At 69.2% G+C, this 17279-nt stretch carries 16 protein-coding genes and 2 pseudogenes; 11 read left to right on the forward strand and 7 right to left on the reverse strand.

Annotated elements, in window-relative coordinates; genetic code table 11:
- Nucleotides 1-657 precede the first annotated feature (657 nt).
- The 3 genes from Clow_RS07730 (at nucleotide 658) to Clow_RS07740 (ending at nucleotide 3161) form a co-directional block, all read left to right on the forward strand.
- Nucleotides 658-1020, forward strand: a complete 363-nt coding sequence (locus Clow_RS07730; RefSeq protein WP_055178379.1) for a DoxX family protein — start codon at nucleotides 658-660, stop codon at nucleotides 1018-1020.
- A 105-nt stretch (nucleotides 1021-1125) separates the two neighbouring features.
- The gene (locus tag Clow_RS07735; RefSeq protein ID WP_245625732.1) at nucleotides 1126-2400 is read left to right on the forward strand and encodes an AI-2E family transporter; all 1275 of its coding nucleotides are present in this window, start codon (nucleotides 1126-1128) and stop codon (nucleotides 2398-2400) included.
- 11 nt (nucleotides 2401-2411) lie between these two features.
- Nucleotides 2412-3161, forward strand: coding sequence for a DUF6542 domain-containing protein (locus Clow_RS07740; RefSeq protein WP_156334780.1), 750 nt, complete (start codon nucleotides 2412-2414; stop codon nucleotides 3159-3161).
- Nucleotides 3162-3549: 388 nt separating this feature from the next.
- Here the strand turns inward: Clow_RS07740 and Clow_RS07745 are convergent, their stop codons facing one another.
- Nucleotides 3550-4515 (reverse strand): 4-hydroxy-3-methylbut-2-enyl diphosphate reductase, encoded by a 966-nt coding sequence (locus Clow_RS07745; RefSeq protein WP_055178380.1) that lies wholly within the window; start codon nucleotides 4513-4515, stop codon nucleotides 3550-3552.
- Nucleotides 4516-4601: 86 nt separating this feature from the next.
- Between Clow_RS07745 and xseA the strand changes: the two are divergent.
- Together xseA and Clow_RS07755 are read left to right on the forward strand one after the other, a co-directional pair.
- A pseudogene (gene xseA, locus Clow_RS07750) lies at nucleotides 4602-5842 on the forward strand (exodeoxyribonuclease VII large subunit).
- A gap of 22 nt (nucleotides 5843-5864) precedes the next feature.
- Nucleotides 5865-6173, forward strand: a complete 309-nt coding sequence (locus Clow_RS07755; protein ID WP_055178226.1) for an exodeoxyribonuclease VII small subunit — start codon at nucleotides 5865-5867, stop codon at nucleotides 6171-6173.
- Here the strand turns inward: Clow_RS07755 and Clow_RS07760 are convergent.
- On the reverse strand, nucleotides 6095-6718 hold the full coding sequence (locus tag Clow_RS07760; protein WP_211256945.1) for a DUF4245 domain-containing protein: 624 nt from the start codon (nucleotides 6716-6718) through the stop codon (nucleotides 6095-6097). The genes Clow_RS07755 and Clow_RS07760 overlap by 79 nt on opposite strands.
- A 187-nt stretch (nucleotides 6719-6905) precedes the next feature.
- On the opposite strand from Clow_RS07760, the gene glpX reads away from it, so the two are divergent.
- From glpX to Clow_RS07785, 5 genes and pseudogenes are all read left to right on the forward strand, one after another.
- Nucleotides 6906-7937 (forward strand): class II fructose-bisphosphatase, encoded by a 1032-nt coding sequence (gene glpX / locus Clow_RS07765; protein ID WP_055178228.1) that lies wholly within the window; start codon nucleotides 6906-6908, stop codon nucleotides 7935-7937.
- 84 nt (nucleotides 7938-8021) lie between these two features.
- Nucleotides 8022-9422 (forward strand): class II fumarate hydratase, encoded by a 1401-nt coding sequence (locus tag Clow_RS07770; RefSeq protein ID WP_055178229.1) that lies wholly within the window; start codon nucleotides 8022-8024, stop codon nucleotides 9420-9422.
- A gap of 160 nt (nucleotides 9423-9582) precedes the next feature.
- Nucleotides 9583-10221 carry a TetR/AcrR family transcriptional regulator gene (locus Clow_RS07775; protein WP_055178230.1) on the forward strand — a complete coding sequence of 213 codons (639 nt, stop codon included), beginning with the start codon at nucleotides 9583-9585 and terminating at the stop codon, nucleotides 10219-10221.
- Nucleotides 10218-11734: pseudogene (locus tag Clow_RS07780) on the forward strand (MDR family MFS transporter). Before Clow_RS07775 ends, Clow_RS07780 begins: the two are co-directional and overlap by 4 nt.
- A 3-nt stretch (nucleotides 11735-11737) precedes the next feature.
- A complete protein-coding gene (locus Clow_RS07785; protein WP_055178231.1) occupies nucleotides 11738-12055 on the forward strand; it encodes a hypothetical protein in 318 nt (105 codons plus the stop codon).
- 49 nt (nucleotides 12056-12104) lie between these two features.
- Here Clow_RS07785 and Clow_RS07790 read toward each other — a convergent pair whose 3' ends face one another.
- The 4 genes from Clow_RS07790 to Clow_RS07805 all read right to left on the reverse strand — a co-directional run bounded on the left by Clow_RS07790 (nucleotide 12105) and on the right by Clow_RS07805 (nucleotide 15442).
- The gene (locus Clow_RS07790; RefSeq protein WP_055178232.1) at nucleotides 12105-12656 is read right to left on the reverse strand and encodes a GNAT family N-acetyltransferase; all 552 of its coding nucleotides are present in this window, start codon (nucleotides 12654-12656) and stop codon (nucleotides 12105-12107) included.
- A 57-nt stretch (nucleotides 12657-12713) separates the two neighbouring features.
- Complete coding sequence (phoH2, locus tag Clow_RS07795) at nucleotides 12714-14030, reverse strand: RNA 5'-3' helicase PhoH2 (RefSeq protein WP_055178233.1); 1317 nt, start codon at nucleotides 14028-14030, stop codon at nucleotides 12714-12716.
- 204 nt (nucleotides 14031-14234) lie between these two features.
- Complete coding sequence (locus tag Clow_RS07800; protein ID WP_055178234.1) at nucleotides 14235-14708, reverse strand: LGFP repeat-containing protein; 474 nt, start codon at nucleotides 14706-14708, stop codon at nucleotides 14235-14237.
- A gap of 11 nt (nucleotides 14709-14719) precedes the next feature.
- Nucleotides 14720-15442, reverse strand: coding sequence for a LysR substrate-binding domain-containing protein (locus Clow_RS07805; protein WP_055178381.1), 723 nt, complete (start codon nucleotides 15440-15442; stop codon nucleotides 14720-14722).
- Nucleotides 15443-15467: 25 nt separating this feature from the next.
- Between Clow_RS07805 and Clow_RS07810 the strand changes: the two genes are divergently transcribed.
- Entirely contained in the window at nucleotides 15468-15863 is a 396-nt protein-coding gene (locus Clow_RS07810) for a DUF5997 family protein (RefSeq protein WP_055178235.1), read from the forward strand.
- 121 nt (nucleotides 15864-15984) lie between these two features.
- Here Clow_RS07810 and glyA read toward each other — a convergent pair whose 3' ends face one another.
- Nucleotides 15985-17277: a serine hydroxymethyltransferase gene (glyA, locus tag Clow_RS07815; protein ID WP_055178236.1), complete on the reverse strand. Its 1293-nt coding sequence runs from the start codon at nucleotides 17275-17277 to the stop codon at nucleotides 15985-15987.
- Nucleotides 17278-17279: the final 2 nt, after the last annotated feature.

The following is a 17279-nucleotide window of genomic DNA, read 5'->3' on the forward strand; positions in this document are numbered from 1 at the left end:
TCCCACGTTGGGCAGACCGACGATTCCAAGAGTAAGACTCACAGTGACCTATCCTACCTAGATATCTGGCTCCACTGTCTGAAGCGGGTACCAGGGTTGAGTGAAGGCATCGGCGTCTCCCCGTGCCCCCTTCATGACCACGGCACACACCGCGCTCGCCGCGCCCAGAGGTACCGCACACTCCGCCCTGGCCCGAGGCCCCGGCCCGGCATCGCGTTGCGGCCGCGCGGCCTCAAAAAACTTCACTTACCAAATTCATCTACGCCCCGCTTGCTACACTCGCCCACCCCGAATACTGAGAAGCCCCACGCCATGAGAAACGCCCCCCTGATCGTTCTCTCCGCCCTCCTCGGAGTCGTCCTGGCCTGGTATTCCCTGATCTATATCCCTGCACCTCCACTCCTACTTCCCCCCTCTATCCGGCCGTCTTCCTGGGGCTTGTCGCCGTGTTCTTCCTGGCAGCGACCACCACGCTGCGGGGCAGGTCGGCACCCGCCATCATTGCCATGCCCTGGTCCTGCGGGGCGGGGCGCCACGTTCGCGTTCCTGGGTTGGCTTCTTTACTCCTACGCCCAGTCCGCGATGCGCTTCGATGCGCTGGGGTAACCCCACCCGCCCGATTAACCCCGCCCCGTGCCCCCGCGTACCCTCAACACTATGAGCACCTTTCATCTCTCCCGCTGCGCCCTCACCGCGATCCTCGGCGGCGCCGGCGTCCTGCACTTCCTCGTCCCCAAGCCCTTCGATCAGATCGTGCCCTCCTGGGTTCCGGGCTCCCCGCGCCTGGCCACCTACGCCAGCGGCGCGGCGGAGCTCTCCGTGGCGGCGGGTCTGAACCATCCGGCCACCCGGAAGAATGCGGGGAGGGTCGCGGCGGCGCTGTTCGTGGCGGTGTTTCCCGCCAACGTGGAGATGGCCCGCCAGTGGGTGCTGCAGTCGCGCGCCAAGGCCGCGATCTCCCTGCTGCGCCTGCCGCTGCAGATCCCGTTGGTCACCAGCGCCCTGCGCCTGGCCCGCTAGCGCCCCCGCGCGGGCGCCCGCCCCGGGTCCACCGCCCCGCGCCGCACGCGGCCCACTCCCGGGCAACACCCCGGCGCTGGCCCCGCCATGCCCTTATCGGGCACAATGTTTCCTGTGACGGACAAGCACGATACTCAAGCAGAGTCGGCCGAGCGGCCCGCCGAGAAGTCCCCCCAGGAGCCGTTCCCGCCGCCGGTGGATCGCTCCGTCATCATCAGCGATTCGCTGCGTTCCACGGCCCGGCTGTGCCTGCGCGTGCTCATCATCGTGGCCACGGCCTTCGTGGGTTCGATCCTCCTGCGGGAGTTCTGGCAGGGCGTCCTCCCGGTGATCCTGGCGCTCATCGTTTGCACGGTGCTCTCCGCGCCCACGAACTGGCTGCGCCGCCACCGCGTCCCCGGCGCGCTCGCCGCGCTGTTCACACTGCTCGCCTTCTTCCTTCTCATCGGCGGGGTCTTCCTGTTCATCGCCCCGGACATCGTGCGCCAGTCCGGCGTGCTGTATCTCCAGGCGTTCGACGGTATCCAGCGTCTGCGCCTGTGGCTAGAACAACCACCGCTGAATATCGGTTCCACGGAGCTAGACGTGGTGATCAACGAGGCCGCCACCTGGCTTCAGGAGCAGGCGGGGGCCATCGCCGGTGGCATCCTCACCGGGGTGTCCACCGTGACGTCGATAGCCGTCACCCTGGGGGTGGTGCTGGTGCTGACCTTCTTCTTCCTCAAGGATGGCCATCGCTTCCTGCCCTGGGTGCGCGGGGTGGCCGGGCAGCGCCAGGGCTGGCACGCCACGGAGCTGCTCACCCGATCATGGCGCACGCTGAGCGGCTTCATCCGCGCGCAGGCGCTAGTTTCCCTGGTGGACGCGATCTTCATCGGCCTGGGGCTGGTCATCATCGGCGTGCCGATGGCCCTCGCTCTGGCCGTCATTACCTTCCTCGCGGGCTTCATCCCCATCGTGGGTGCCTTTACCGCCGGCGCCCTGGCGGTGCTCATCGCGCTGGTCTCCCTGGGCGTGCCGCAGGCGGTGGCCACGCTCGTGGTGGTCGTCGCGGTGCAGCAGCTAGAGGGCAACATCCTCTCCCCCATCCTGCAGTCGCGCGCCATGAACCTGCACCCGGTGATCATCCTGGTGTCCGTGACCATCGGCGGCAGCCTCTTCGGCATCGTGGGGGCCTTCCTCGCGGTGCCCGCCGCCGCGATGTTCGCGGTGCTCTTACGCTACCTCCAGGACGTCACCATGCTGCGCTCCGGGGAGCGGGAGCTTGCCGACGTCTCCTTTGTCACCCCCGAGGGCTCCGCCGTAGGGAGGCTCAGCGTGGAAAGCGGTCTGGCGCTGCGCGCCAAATATCACAGCCCCGACGAGGCAGCGCCACGCTAGGATTGATCGACGTGTCTCATGTGACCCCTCACCCGCGCCTCAGCCGGGGCAGGCCCGCCGGGCTGCCCACGTGGTCCGGCGTGTCCATCGTGGTCGCGGCCCTACTCACCGGGCTGCTGCTGAGCATGTTCAACCACACTATCGGTGCCTCGTACATCATCCTGTTCGTGCTCTCGAGCCTGGTGGTGGCCCTGTTCACGGAGGTGCGCGGCCTGTTCATCACTGTGGCCTGCATACCGCTCTCCTTCGCGGCGATCACGGTGCTGACCTCCTGGTTCAACGGGTGTGCGCTGAGCCCCAACATCTCGGGGTTCTCCACCACCGCGCTCGTCGCGGCGGTTTATCCGCTGCTGCAGCTCTTTCCGGTGCTGTTCTTCGTCACCCTGGGCAGCACGCTCATCGCCTTCCTGCGCCTCTTCCTCCTGCGCCGCCGGGCGGCGGAGCGAGAGCAGCGGGCTCGGGAGCTGCGGCGTCGCACCGCCGAGGCCGAGCAGCGCAATCAGGAGACGGTGAGCAGGCTCAACTCCACCTCGGCGGCCCGGCGCACGCGGCACAGCGCCTCCGGCCGGACCCCCCAGCGCCCGCAGCGCACCGCCGCCCCGCCGGAGGAGCCCTCCTCCCCGTGGCCCTCGGACCGCGCCCGCGCCTCGTCCCGGCCCCGGTACTCCGCGCAGCACGCCGACCGGGAGCGCCACACCTACACCGGCGCGCCCCGGCAGGACTACCGCGGTGCCCGGCGTCCCCATCGCCGGGACTACTGATACCGCTTAGCGACGCCCCGCGGCCCCATCGGCTGCCGGGCGTCGCGCTGCATGCAGGGGCTTGGGTTCGGGGTCCGTGCAGCTTTTCCACTCCGGGGTGTGACGGGAGTGTCTCACACCGGTCACAGAGCGGAATGAGAGCGGCTATCCATACCACGGTGTTGCTTTTGGGGCTCCCACCAGCTCCAGAGCGGAATGAAAAGATCGTTCCACCCCATGCCGTGACGTCAGCGATCCCCACTAACCCCACGCGGTGCGAAAAGCACCCCACTATGTATCACATAGCTAACATAAAACCCATAAAAACTCACCCCCGACAACCTCGTGAGAAAGGCCGTATCCCGCTACATCCACGCGGCCTAGTCCCGCCGCGCCGACGCCTCCCCGACTACGTCCGGGCGGGGCGCAGGTCCCTGGGCAGCGCGAAGGTGATCTTCTCGCTGGCGGTGGTGACCTCCTCCACGGAGGTGTAGCCACGCCGCGCCAGGGATTTCACCACGTCGCGCACAAGGATCTCCGGCACAGAGGCCCCGGAGGTCACGCCCACGGTGTCCACGCCGTCGAACCAGGAGTCCTCGATCTGGTGGGCGTAGTCGATGAGGTGGGCGGCCTCGGTGCCGTGCTGGAGGGCCACCTCCACTAGGCGCTTGGAGTTGGAGGAGTTCTGGGAGCCCACCACGATCATCAGTTGGCAGCGCTGCGCGATGGCCTTGACGGCCACCTGGCGGTTCTGGGTGGCGTAACAGATGTCGTCGCTGGGCGGGTCCTGGAGGTGAGAGAAGCGCCGGTGCAGCCGCTCGCAGATCTGCATGGTCTCGTCCACCGAGAGCGTGGTTTGGGAGAGCCAGATGAGTTTTTCCTGCTCCAGGAAGTCCGGCAGGGCGTCCACGCCGTCGAGGCCGTCCACGAGGTGGGTCACCTCGGGGGCCTCGCCCGCAGTGCCCTCCACCTCCTCGTGGCCCTCGTGGCCGATGAGCAGGATGTGGTAGCCGTCGCGGGCAAAGCGCTTGACTTCGTTGTGCACCTTGGTCACCAGGGGGCAGGTGGCGTCGAGGGTTTTAAGCTGTAGCCCCTTGGCCTCCCCGCGCACCTGGGGGCTCACACCGTGGGCGGAGAACACGAGGTGGGAGCCCTCGGGCACCTCATCGGTTTCCTCCACGAAGATCGCACCGCGTTCGGAAAGGGTATCCACCACGTAGCGGTTGTGTACGATCTCCTTGCGCACGTAGACGGGGGCTCCGTACTTTTCCAGAGCGCGCTCCACCGTTTCCACGGCCCGATCCACGCCCGCGCAGTAGCCTCGCGGGGCGGCCAGCAGCACCGTCTTATCTCCGTCTGTCTTGCTCGCGGTCATGGTGACCACAGTAACCAAAGCCCGCCTCACGGGCATAGACTGGGTGGAACGATCATGTCCGCCAGTCAAGGGGAGCCGCATCACGCATGGCTAAAACCGTCACCACGGCCCAGAGCCCGCTGCCGGTACGCGAGGTCAACGCGATGGTCAAGGGGTGGATCGAGCGCCTGGGCCACATCTGGGTGGAGGGGCAGCTGACCCAGGTCAACGTCAAGCCCTCCTGGAAGCTCTCCTACCTGACGCTGCGCGATACCCAGGCGGAGGCCTCCGTGCAACTCACCTGCCCCACCTCGCTGCTGCACGACGCCCCCACGCCGCTCAAGGACGGCGACCGCGTGGTGGTCTACGGCAGGCCCGCCTTCTACGCCGGGCGCGGTTCCTTTTCCCTGTGGACCACGGACATCCGCCACGTGGGCGTGGGCGAGCTGCTGGCGCGCATCGAGCACCTGCGCCGCTCCCTGGCCGCCGAGGGGCTGTTCGACGCCTCCCGCAAGCGCCCGCTGCCCTTCCTGCCCACCCGGATCGGGCTGATCACCGGGCGCGGTTCGGCGGCCGAGCGCGACGTCCTCTCCGTGGCGCGGGACCGCTGGCCGGAGGTGGACTTCCGCGTCATCAACACCGCCGTGCAGGGGGCAAGCGCCGTGCCCGAGATCATGGAGGCCGTGCGCACACTCGACGCAGACCCCGAGGTGGACGTCATCATCATCGCCCGAGGCGGCGGCTCCGCGGAGGACCTGCTGCCCTTCTCCGAGGAGGTCTTGCAGCGCGCCGTGGCGGCGGCGGGCACCCCGGTGGTCTCCGCGATCGGGCACGAGCCGGACACCCCGGTGCTGGACAACGTGGCGGACCTGCGCGCCGCCACCCCCACCGACGCCGCCAAGAGGGTAGTGCCAGACGTCGCGGAGCAGCGGACCCTACTCGGGGAGCTGCGGGCGCGCGGCGCGGCGGCCCTGCGGGGCTGGGTGCACCGCGAGCGCGAGGGGCTGCGCCAGGTGCGCTCCCGCCCGGTGCTGGCGGACCCGCTCACGCCGATCCACTCCCGCCGCGAGGAGGCCCGGCGCGCGCTGGCCGCCATCCGCCGGGACGTGGAGACACGCTGGGCACGGAGCGGGCCCGGGTGTCCGCCCTGCGCGCCCAGGTCTCCGCGCTGGGGCCGGCGGCCACCCTGGCGCGCGGCTACGCCGTGGTCCAGGTGGTCCCCCGCGACGGCTCCGACCCGCAGGTGGTGACCTCCATCGCGCAGTCCCCGCCGGGCAGCCAACTGCGCATCCGCGTGGCCGACGGCTCGATCACCGCCGCCGGAATGTCCACTTCCCCCGCCGACTAGAGCTTTTATAAGGAGAACGAGCATGAGCAATCCCGATACCTTTGGCACCGGACGGGCCGCCGAGCTCCCCGAGGTGTCCACGCTGAGCTACGAGCAGGCGCGCAACGAGCTGGTGGAGGTGATCAAGATCCTGGAGCTGGGACAGATGGACCTGGATGAGTCCCTCGCCTACTGGGAGCGCGGCGAGGCGCTGGCGGCGCGCTGCGAGCAGCAGCTCGACCGTGCCTCCGCCAAGGTAGAGGCGGCCCTGGCTCAGCGCGGCTCGGGGGGCTCTGCCGACGCCGCCGGGTCCGCGCCCGCGTCCCCCGAGGAGGCCGAGCGCAGGGGCTGAGCCTTGGCCGTGGCCTCGATGAGCGCCAGAAACTCCTCCTCGGTGGCCGCGCCACTGAGCAGCAGGCGGGCATCCCCGAGGTCGGCCACCCAGAGGTCGCGGACCTCGCGGTCGGTGGAGGTGTAGACCTCGATGGGGATACCCTCGACCTCCACGGAGCGGTCGCGCTCGCGCAGGTCCTCGTCGTAGCCTCGCACCGCCTCGGCCACCGGCTCCCCGGTCTGGGTGAGCTGGAGGTAGCCCTCGTGGTCGGTGATGTAGCCCACCACCGGCACCGGCTGCCCGCCCAGGCTGGAGCGGCGCGCGGAGTTGGCGATCCAGCCCTCGGGAACCTCGGGCAGGCGCACCGGGAAGGCGGCGCTGGTGGCCTCCATCCTGAGGAAGGCGGAGGCATCCGCCGTAGGTACAGGACCGTTTTCCGGGTTGCCCGGCTCGAAGGAGCACAGGCCGGTGGCCCCCACGCCCACCACCATCATCGCCACGATGGCCACAAGGGAGAGCGTCATGTCCCGGCCGTCTTGAAAGATCCTTGGTTTCTCTGCCACGCGCCTTAGTATCCCACTACCCCCGCGCGGAAAGCCACACGGTCCGCGTGGGAGAGGCGTCGGAAAGTCCAGAAGAAGTACGCCCGCCTACCCTCATTTGGGTGCAATATGTCCGCGCTTTGCCCTCGCGGTGCAACAATGTAGAGGTTCCCTGGTACCACTTTGCCCGCAGGAGGCCGCAGTACAGATGAATGAAAGCCGTCCAGAAAACCACAAGAACACCGAGGTTCCGGACCGCAATCTCGCCATGGAGCTGGTGCGCGTGACCGAGGCGGCGGCGCTGGCCTCCGGCCGCTGGGTAGGCCGGGGCATGAAGAACGAGGGCGACGGTGCCGCCGTGGACGCCATGCGCGAGCTCATCAACTCCGTGAACATGAACGGCGTGGTGGTCATCGGCGAGGGCGAGAAGGACGAGGCCCCCATGCTGTTCAACGGCGAGCACGTGGGCACCGGCTTTGGCGCCGAGGTAGACATCGCGGTGGACCCGGTGGACGGCACCACCCTCATGGCCGAGGGGCGCCCCAACGCCATCTCTGTGATCGCCGCCGCGGAGCGCGGCTCCATGTACGACCCCTCCGAGGTGTTCTACATGCGCAAGATCGCCGTAGGCCCCGAGGCCGCCGGGAAGATCGACATCGAGGCCCCCGTGGGCCACAACATCAACGCCGTGGCCAAGGCGAAGGGCCTGCACCCCTCCCAGGTCACCGTGGTGGTGCTGGATCGCCCCCGCCACGCGGACCTCATCGCGGAGATCCGCCGCGCGGGCGCCAAGGTGCGCCTGATCTCCGACGGCGACGTGGCCGGGGCCGTGGCCGCCGCCCAGGACGACGTGGCCAACTCCGTGGACATCATGATGGGCACCGGCGGCACCCCCGAGGGCATCATCACCGCCTGCGCCATGAAGTGCATGGGCGGCGAGATCCAGGGCGTGCTGGCCCCCCGCAACGACGAGGAGAAGGGCCGCGCCCTGGCCGCCGGGCACAAGCTGGGCCAGGTGCTGGGCACCAACGACCTAGTGCGCTCGGACAACTGCTACTTCGCCGCCACCGGCGTGACCAACGGCGACATGCTGCGCGGGGTGACCTACCGCAGCAACGGCGCCACCACCCGTTCCCTGGTGATGCGCTCCAAGTCCGGCACCCTGCGCTACCTCGAGTCCCGCCATCAGCTCTCCAAGCTCCAGGAGTACTCCGCAGTGGATTACCTCTCCGACCTCTGAGGTCATCATCACACCCACCTGGGCAGCGCTTATACGCCATACTGGACTATGGACTAGAACATGCGAGAAGCAAAGGTGATAGCAATGACCGAATACCGCATTGAGCACGACACGATGGGCGAGGTCAAGGTTCCCATCGACGCCCTGTGGCGTGCCCAGACCCAGCGCGCGGTGGAGAACTTCCCCATCTCCGGGCGCGGACTCGAAGCCGCGCAGATCCGCGCGATGGGCCTGCTCAAGGCCGCCTGCGCCCAGGTGAACAAGGACTCCGGGGCACTGGACGCCACCCTGGCGGACGCCATCATCGCCGCCGCCAAGGAGATCGCGGCGGGCAAGCACGACGATCAGTTCCCCATCGACGTGTTCCAGACCGGCTCCGGCACCTCCTCCAACATGAACACCAACGAGGTCATCGCCTCCCTGGCCAAGGCTGCGGGCGTGGAGGTCCATCCCAACGACCACGTGAACATGGGGCAGTCCTCCAACGACACCTTCCCCACCGCCACGCACGTGGCCGCCACCGAGGCCGCCGTGAAGGACCTCATCCCCGGCCTGAAGGTGCTGCGCGATTCCCTGGCCGCCAAGGCCGCCGAGTGGGAGTCCGTGGTCAAGTCCGGCCGCACGCACCTCATGGACGCCGTGCCGGTGACCCTGGGCCAAGAGTTCGGGGGCTACGCCCGCCAGATCGAGGCCGGGATCGAGCGCGTGGAGGCCACGCTGCCCCGCCTGGGCGAGCTGGCCATCGGCGGCACCGCCGCCGGCACGGGCATTAACACCTCCGCGGACTTTGGTGCCAAGGTCACCGAGGAGCTGCGCTCGCTGACCGGCCTGGAGGAGCTGAGCGAGGCCCGCAACCACTTCGAGGCCCAGGCCGCGCGCGACGCCCTGGTGGAGTACTCCGGTGCCATGCGCACCATCGCGGTGTCCCTGTACAAGATCGCCAACGACATCCGCCTGATGGGCTCCGGCCCGCTGACCGGCCTCTCCGAGATCCGCCTCCCGGACCTCCAGCCGGGCTCCTCCATCATGCCGGGCAAGGTCAACCCGGTGCTGTGCGAGACGGCCACCCAGGTGTCCGCCCAGGTGATCGGCAACGACGCCGCCATCGCCTTCGGTGGCACCCAGGGCCAGTTCGAGCTCAACGTGTTCATCCCCATGATGGCCCGCAACGTGCTGGAGTCCTCCCGCCTGCTGGCCAACACCGCCCGCGTGTTCGCCGAGCGCCTGGTGGACGGCATCGAACCCAACGTGAAGCGCATGAAGACGCTCGCGGAATCCTCCCCCTCCATCGTCACGCCGCTGAACTCCTCCATCGGCTACGAGGCCGCCGCCAAGGTGGCCAAGCACGCGCTGGCCAAGGAGATCACCATCCGCGAGGCAGTGATCGAGCTGGGCTTCGTGGACGGCGAGAAGCTCACCGAGGAAGAACTGGACAAGCGCCTGGACGTGCTGGCCATGGCCAACACGGACCGCGATAAGCGCTAAAGCCCCTCTCCCCTCCCCGGGGCGCGGCGGCCACGGCCCCGTGTCCCGGGGTTTTCATGTCTACGGCCCCGGCATCGAACACCCACAGGCACAAAGGACTGCAAAAGTAGATCGCGTGCATTTTTGCACCCAGTCTACTTTAGGGGTACCTTCGTGTCTCGTGCAGAACGACACCACCTCACTCAGGGAAGCAAAGCGGCGCGCCACCCTGCGCGCCATCGAGGAGCAGGCCACCCGCCTGGTGCTCGAGCGCGGCTACGAGGCCGTGACCGTGGAGGACATCTGCGCGGCCGCTGAGGTCTCCCGCCGCACCTTTTTCAACTACGTGGAGTCCAAGGAGATCGCCGTGCTGGGCCGCCCAGCGCGCATGCCCCCGCCCGAGGAGCAGGAGGACTTCGTGCACACCCGCCACGAGGACCTGGTGGCGGCGGTGCTCGACGCCCTCTTCCACGCCTTCGTGGCGGACCACGACGTCCAGCTCCTGCGGCACCGCAAGACGATCCGGCGCAATAATCCCGCGCTCTCCTACAACCACCTCGCGCAGTCCCACGAGGTTCACCACGCGGTGGCCCAGATGGTGCAGCGCTACGTGGACCACCACCCGGACCAGCGGCGGCTGGGCGGCCCCGGCGAGTACGAGGCGCACGCCGTGGTCACCCTGGCCAGCGCCGCGCTGCAACTGGGCATGCGGATGTGGATGGCGGAGCACGACACCACCGCGGAGTCCCTGCGCGCCAGCGGCCACCGCGCGCTGCGCAACCTTCGAGCAATACCCCCCTCGACCAAGAAGGAACGATGACCACGAACACACCACAGCACCAGGAACCCTCGCGCAAACAGCGCCTGCCCTGGATCATCGGCGCGCTCATGCTCGCCATGCTCATGAGCTCCTTGGCCAGATGATCTTCTCCACCGCGCTGCCCACCATCGTGGGCGAGCTGGGTGGGGTCAACCACATGACGTGGGTGATTACCGGCTTCCTCCTGGGCCAGACCATCGCGCTGCCGATCTTCGGCAAGCTCGGGGATCAGATCGGCCGCAAGGGGCTGTTCCTCTTCGCCAACTCCCTCTTCGTCCTCGGATCGCTCATTGGCGGCGCCGCGCAGTCCATGAGCGTGCTCATCCTGGCCCGCGTGCTACAGGGCGTGGCCGCGGGCGGCATGATGATCCTCTCCCAGGCGATCACCGCCGAGGTCACCACCGCCCGCGAGCGCGGCAAGTACATGGGGGTGATGGGCTCCGTCTTTGGCGTCTCCGCCGTGCTCGGCCCGATCCTCGGCGGCTGGTTCACCGACGGCCTGGGCTGGCGCTGGGGCCTGTGGCTCAACGTGCCCATCGGCCTGGTCTCCATCGCCGCCATCTCCTATCTCCTACAGCTCCCACCCAAGCCCACGCGCCTGAGCTTCGACTGGCTGGGCATGGCCACCATGTCCATCTCCACCGCCGCCCTGGTGCTCTTCATGACGTGGGGCGGCAACGAGTACGAGTGGGGCTCCCCGGTGATCCTGGGCCTCATCGCCACCGCCGTGGTCGTCGGCGCTCTCTTCGTGTTCGTGGAGACGCGCGCCCACGATCCCCTGGTGCCCATGAGCCTGTTTCAGAACCGCAACTTCGTGCTCACCACCGTCTCCGGTTTCGGCATCGGGATCTTCATGTTCGGCTCCCTGGCCTACCTGCCCACCTACCTGCAGATGGTCCACGGCATGACCCCCACCCGGGCGGGACTCATGCTGCTGAGCATGATGGTGGGCCTGATAGGCACCTCCATCATGGTGGGCAACCTCGTCTCCAAGTTCGGCCGGTACAAGGCCTTCCCCATCGTCGGCCTGCTCATCGTGGCCGTGGGCATGACGCTGCTGTCCACCCTGCACGCCGAGACCTCGCTGGTGATCGTGGGCCTGTACCTCTTCCTCTTGGGCTTCGGCATGGGCTGCTCCATGCAGATCCTGGTGCTCATCGTACAGAACTCCTTCCCTGTGGGCATGGTGGGCACGGTGACGGCCACCAACAACTTCTTCCGGCAGATCGGCGGCTCCGTGGGCTCCGCCCTGGTGGGCGGGCTGTTCGTGGGCAACCTCACCACGCAGCTCCAGCGCAACCTGCCTGCGGGCCAGCAGTTCAGCGGCGACGGCTCCTCGCACCTGACCCCCGGCGCGCTGGCGGACCTGCCCGAGCCCATCCGCCAGGCGATCGAGACCAGCTACAACGACGCCCTCACCCCCATCTTCCTGCTCCTCATGCCGCTGGCCCTGCTATGCTCGGCGGTCCTGGTGTGGGTGAAGGAAGACAAGCTGAAGGAGACGATCTCTTAAATCATGCGCGACTGGCAGGCGGCCGCCATAGCGGTGGGCATCGCGAGCGTGATGTCCGCCGCGTGCGCCACGAGCGGGTGGCTGGCCCCGCTCGGCATCGCGCTCACCTCGTTCGCCTTAACGGCCCTCGCCCTGCGCGCGGGCTACCTCCCCGGCCTCTCCCCCGCCGCGCCGCGCGCCCTGATCTGTGCCTCCGCGCTGGGGCTGGCCCTCCTCGCCCTCTCTCCCACGGGACCGCTGGGTGCCCTCGGCGGGCTGCTGGGCGCGGCGGCCTTCTGCGCGGTGAGCGTCGGCGTGTACGCGGTCACCCGAGAAAAATAGGCCGGGGCGCACCGTATGTGTCCCGGCCCTGTGAGGCGTACAACGTAGCTTAGTTATCCGGCAGGTCCTCCACCGCGATGTCCGGCTTGGGCAGCAGCTTCTCCCACACGTCCGTGTCGCGCCACTGGCCCGCCATCTCCCCGTAGGGCATCTTGGCCAGGTGGTGGTAGGTGCCCACCTTCTCAAAGCCGCGCGACTGGTGGAGCTTGGCCGAGCCCTCGTTCTCCGGGAAGATCCAGGAGTGGATGGCCCACCTGTCCAGCCTGGCGCAGGTCTCCACCAGGTGATCCAGCAGCGCACCGGCGATGCCGCGCCCCCGGGCCTCGGGGCCGATGTAGATGGAATCCTCCACCACCCCGCTGAACACCTGGCGGGAGGACACCGGCGCGGCGGACACCCAGCCGAGCACCTTGGCGTCATCCTCCTCCTCGACCGCAACAAACACCGTCTCCATGATCTTGGAGGTGCGGAACTTATCCCAGGTGGGCGCCTTGCGCTCGTAGCTGGCGTGCCCCGTATCCAGGCCATGCTCGTAGATGGCCTGGACCTGCGGGAAGTCCCGCTCCTCGAACGCTCTGATCCTAAAGGACGCTTGTGACATGCAGACGATTGTGACGCTTTCCACCGCCGCGCGCAACCGAGCGCCACAACGAGGAGCTCAGTGCTCCTCCAACAGGTCGGTGACCAGCTCCGCGATCGCGGAGCGCTCCGAGCGCCGCAGGGTGATGTGCGCGAACAGCTCGTGGCCCTTGAGCTTCTCGATCACCGCCTGCACCCCGTCGTGGCGGCCCACGCGGAGGTTGTCGCGCTGGGCGACGTCGTGGGTGAGCACCACCCGGGACCCGGAGCCCAGGCGCGAGAGCACGGTGAGCAGCACGTTGCGCTCGAGCGACTGGGCCTCGTCCACGATCACGAAGGCGTCGTGCAGGCTGCGCCCGCGGATATGCGTTAGGGGCAGCACCTCGAGCAGGCCGCGCTCGTGGATCTCCTCGAGCACGTTGTCCGAGACGAGCCCCGATAGGGTGTCATACACCGCCTGCGCCCAGGGGTTCATCTTCTCGTCCTCGGAGCCGGGGAGGAAGCCCAGGGACTGCCCGCCCACCGCGTACAGGGGCCGGAACACGATGATCCTCCGGTGCGCCCCGCGCTCCAGCACGGCCTCCAGGCCCGCGCACAGGGCCAGGGCGGACTTGCCGGTGCCCGCGCGGCCCCCGATGGAGACGATGCCCACCTCCGGGTCGTTGAGCAGGTCCAGGGCCACCCGCTGCTCCGCCGAGCGCCCGTGCAGCCCGAATGCCTGCTGGTCCCCCGGCACCAGCACCAGCCTGCCCACCCCCACCCGGGCCAGGGCGGACTGGGTGGCCCCCTGCAGGCGCAGCCCGCAATGCAGCGGCAGCTCGCGCACCGGGGTGCCCTCCTGGGTCTCCCCCTCCGGCAGGTCCACCTCCCCGTGGGCGTAGAGGGCGTCGATAAGCTCCCCGGGAACGTGCAGGGTGCCCATGCCGGAGTAGCCGGTGAGCACCACGTCCTGGGCGTGGTACTCGTCCGCGTCCAGCCCCACGGCCCCGGCCTTGACCCGCAGGGGCACGTCCTTGGTCACCACCGTCACCTCGTGGCCCTCCTCCTGGAGGTTCAGGGCGCAGGCCAGGATGCGCTGGTCGCCGCCCTCCCCGCGCAGGGGCAGCGGCAGGACCGATTGATCCTGGTGGTTGAGTTCCACACACAGGGTGCCGCCCTCGTCGTTGGCGGGAACCGGCTCGTCCAGGCGCGCGTAGGTGGCGCGCAGCTCATCGAGGTGCCGCAGCGCCTCGCGGGCGAACCACCCCAGCTCCGGGTGCTGGCGCTTGGCCTCCAGCTCTGAGACCACGGCCAGGGGCAGGATCACGTGGTGCTCGGCAAACTTGCTCAGGCATCGGGGGTCCGAGAGCAGCACCGAAGTATCGATCACGTAGGTGCGGGCGTGCGATGAAGGCATGAGGCTCCATTCCTTACAAAGACAGCGGGGCAACGGATAGGTGACTCCACCACGGCAAAAGGCCCCCGCATTCTGCGAATGCGGGGGCAGATGCGCGGGTTCGGTGTGGCCACGAGGCCAGGCTAGGCACCGCAGGTGGATAGCAGTTGAACGCGGGGTGAAGTTTTCTTACCGCCGGCCCCAGCCCCGCAGACCCACGCGGGGCTAGGACTGCACCTCCGCCCCGTACTGGCCCTCCGCGTCCCGGGCCCAGGAGACGCTGCCGCGCTCAAAGCTCTGGGTCCATCCGCTGCCGTCCGGCAGCTCCTCCTCGTCGGCCACCGGCAGCCCCACCGGGGCACCCAGGCCGCCCTCGCGCAGCCAGATACGGGCGAGCTTGCCGCGCACCCGCTGCACGCCCGTCTCCGGGGAGTACACCACCGAGGAGCCGTCGCTGAACTCCACGAGGTAGCGCTGCGACTCCTCGGCGGTCACGGCCAGCACCATCGCCCCGCCCTCCTCCGCCTGCTCCGTGGCGCGGGCCACCTCCGACGGCACCGGGGTACCGCCGACCGCGTCCTCCGCCGTGGCCGGGGCCGCCGACTCGCCGGTCCGATCGGGGGCGGGGCTCTCCCCCGGCGCAGCGCACCCCGCCGCGAGCGCCCCGCACAGCGCCACCGCGCCCCACCTCGCCGCCATCGCCCGCCTTCTCATCTCTTCCTCCTGCGGTTGCTCGCGTTCGTACCCGCCCGATGCTGATTCCGCTGCGTCTTTTTCTGCTCGCCCTGCGCCCTCCCGGCTCGGCGCTCCTGCTTAGCCTTGGCCTTCTCCCGCGCGCTGCGCCTGGGGGCCGCCTGCCGCAAGGAGTTCCGGGTGCGCCCGCGCGCGATGCCCACAAAGTCCTGGATCGCGTCGCTATCCGCCTCGCGGCGCCACACCAGGGCGATGTGCGTCTCCGGTACCGGCTCCCCCCGCTCGTCCGCGTCCCCGGCCAGGGGCAGTGGCACCACCTGCTTGCGGCTGAGGATCTTGAGCAGGGGGCGCGGGGCGACCGCCACGCCCACGTTGGCTGCCACCACGGCCAGCGCGGCGCGCACCTGGGCCACGTCCACCTCGCCGGAGGCGGGCACGCGGTACTGCACCATCTCCCCGGCGAGGTCGGGGGCACCCACGGGATCCCCCGCCTCGGCAAAGATGCTGCCCTTGGGCACCGCCACGCCGCGCGCCTCGGCGTAGAGGCGCACCACGTGATGATCCTGCCCCACCCGGGCGTCGGGCAGGCGGGCCAGGGCGAGGTCCGCCTGCCCCGCATCCAGGAGGGCCAGGGGGTCCTCGCTGTCCAGGGGCATAAGCCCGCCGTGATCGGTGCGCTGCGCAAAGCGATCAAACCACTTTCCCGGTTCCGTGCCGGTCACAAAGGCGAGGCGCAACATGCGGATAATGCTACCGTGAGACACCATGAGTGAAACCAACCAGGACGTGCGCACCCCCTCCGGCACCGCGATGAGGGCGCAGACCGCCGCCAAGAAGCTCGGCATTTACCTGCCCGCCGCCCCCACCGAGTTCCGCGAGGGCGCCATCACCCACGCCGAGCTACGCGACCTGCAGGAAAACCCGCCCGAGTGGCTGGCGGAGCTGCGCCGCACCGGACCGCACCCGCGCCCCGTGGTAGCACAGAAGCTGGGGATCACCATCGCCGCCCTCAAGCGCAACGACATGGACAAGCCCCTGACCACCGCCGAGATCAAGGAGCTGCTGGCCCACCAGCCGGAGTGGCTGGGCCGAGAGCGCGCCGCCCTAGCCGAGGGGCGCGCCGCCGAGGAGGACGACGCCTCCGCGCGCGACGAGATCTAGCAGCCCCTACCCCACGCGGCACCGAGGCGGCACCCCACGGCTCCTACGGAGGGCCGGGGCACCGCCTCGGTGCGCTCTTGCATTCGGGTACCGCGCGGGTGCCGCCTAAGTGCCGTGGGATTTAGCCCAGCATCCTCCAGTCCTCGATGCCCTCGTAGAGCGGGTAGTGCTCCGCGATCTTGGCCACGCGGGCGCGCAGCGCCTCCACATCCGCGCTCTGGCCCGCGGCCAGGGCGGTGCCGATCACGTCCGCGACCTCCTCGAAGGCGGCGGAGTCTAGGCCCCGGGTGGCCAGCGCGGAGGTGCCGATGCGCAGGCCGGAGGAGACTGCCGGCGGGCGCGGGTCGAAGGGCACGGCGTTGCGGTTGACCGTGATGCCCACCTGGTGCAGCAGGTCCTCGGCCTGCTGGCCGTCCAGGTTGGAGGTGCGCAGGTCCGCCAGCACGAGGTGCACGTCCGTGCCGCCGGTGAGTACGTCCACGCCCGCCGCGCGGCAATCCTCGGCGGTCAGGCGCTCGGCCACCAGGCGCGCGCCCTCCAGCGTGCGCTGCTGGCGCTCCTTGAACTCCTCGGTGCCCGCGATCTTCAGGGCCGTGGCCTTGGCCGCCACCACGTGCATGAGCGGGCCGCCCTGTTGCCCGGGGAACACGGCGGAGTTGAGCTTCTTGGCCCACTCCTCCTTGGCCAGGATCAGCCCGGAGCGCGGGCCTCCCAGCGTCTTGTGCACCGTGCTCGAGACGATGTCCGAGTGCGGCACCGGAGAGGGGTGCAGCCCGGCGGCCACTAGGCCCGCAAAGTGCGCCATGTCCGTCCACAACACCGCCCCCACCTCGTCCGCGATGGAGCGGAAGGCGGCGAAGTCGATGGTGCGCGGGTAGGCGGACCAGCCCGCGATGAGCACCTTGGGGCGGTGCTCCAGGGCCAGCTCGCGCACGCGGTCCATGTCGATGCGCATCGTCTCCGGGTCCACCTCGTAGGCCACCACGTCGTAGAGCCGCCCGGAGAAGTTGATCTTCATGCCGTGGGTCAGGTGCCCGCCGTGCGCGAGGGAAAGGCCCATGATCTTATCGCCGGGGCGAGCCGCCGCGTGCAGCACGGCGGCGTTGGCCTGGGCACCGGAGTGCGGCTGCACGTTAGCGTACCCCGCGCCAAAGAGGGCTTTGGCGCGGTCCCGTGCCAGATCCTCCACCACGTCCACGTGCTCGCAGCCGCCGTAGTAGCGGCGGCCGGGGTACCCCTCGGCGTACTTGTTGGTGAGCACCGAGCCCTGGGCCTGCAGCACGGCGCGGGGCACAAAGTTCTCCGAGGCGATCATTTCCAGGGTGCTGCGCTGGCGATTCAGCTCCCCCGAGATCGCCTGGGCGACCTCCGGGTCCACCTCGGCCAGGGGGGTTGTGCGCACGTCCTTGCTCATCG

It is taken from the genome of Corynebacterium lowii (assembly GCF_001412085.1).
In the GTDB taxonomy this organism is placed as follows: Bacteria; Actinomycetota; Actinomycetes; order Mycobacteriales; family Mycobacteriaceae; genus Corynebacterium; species Corynebacterium lowii.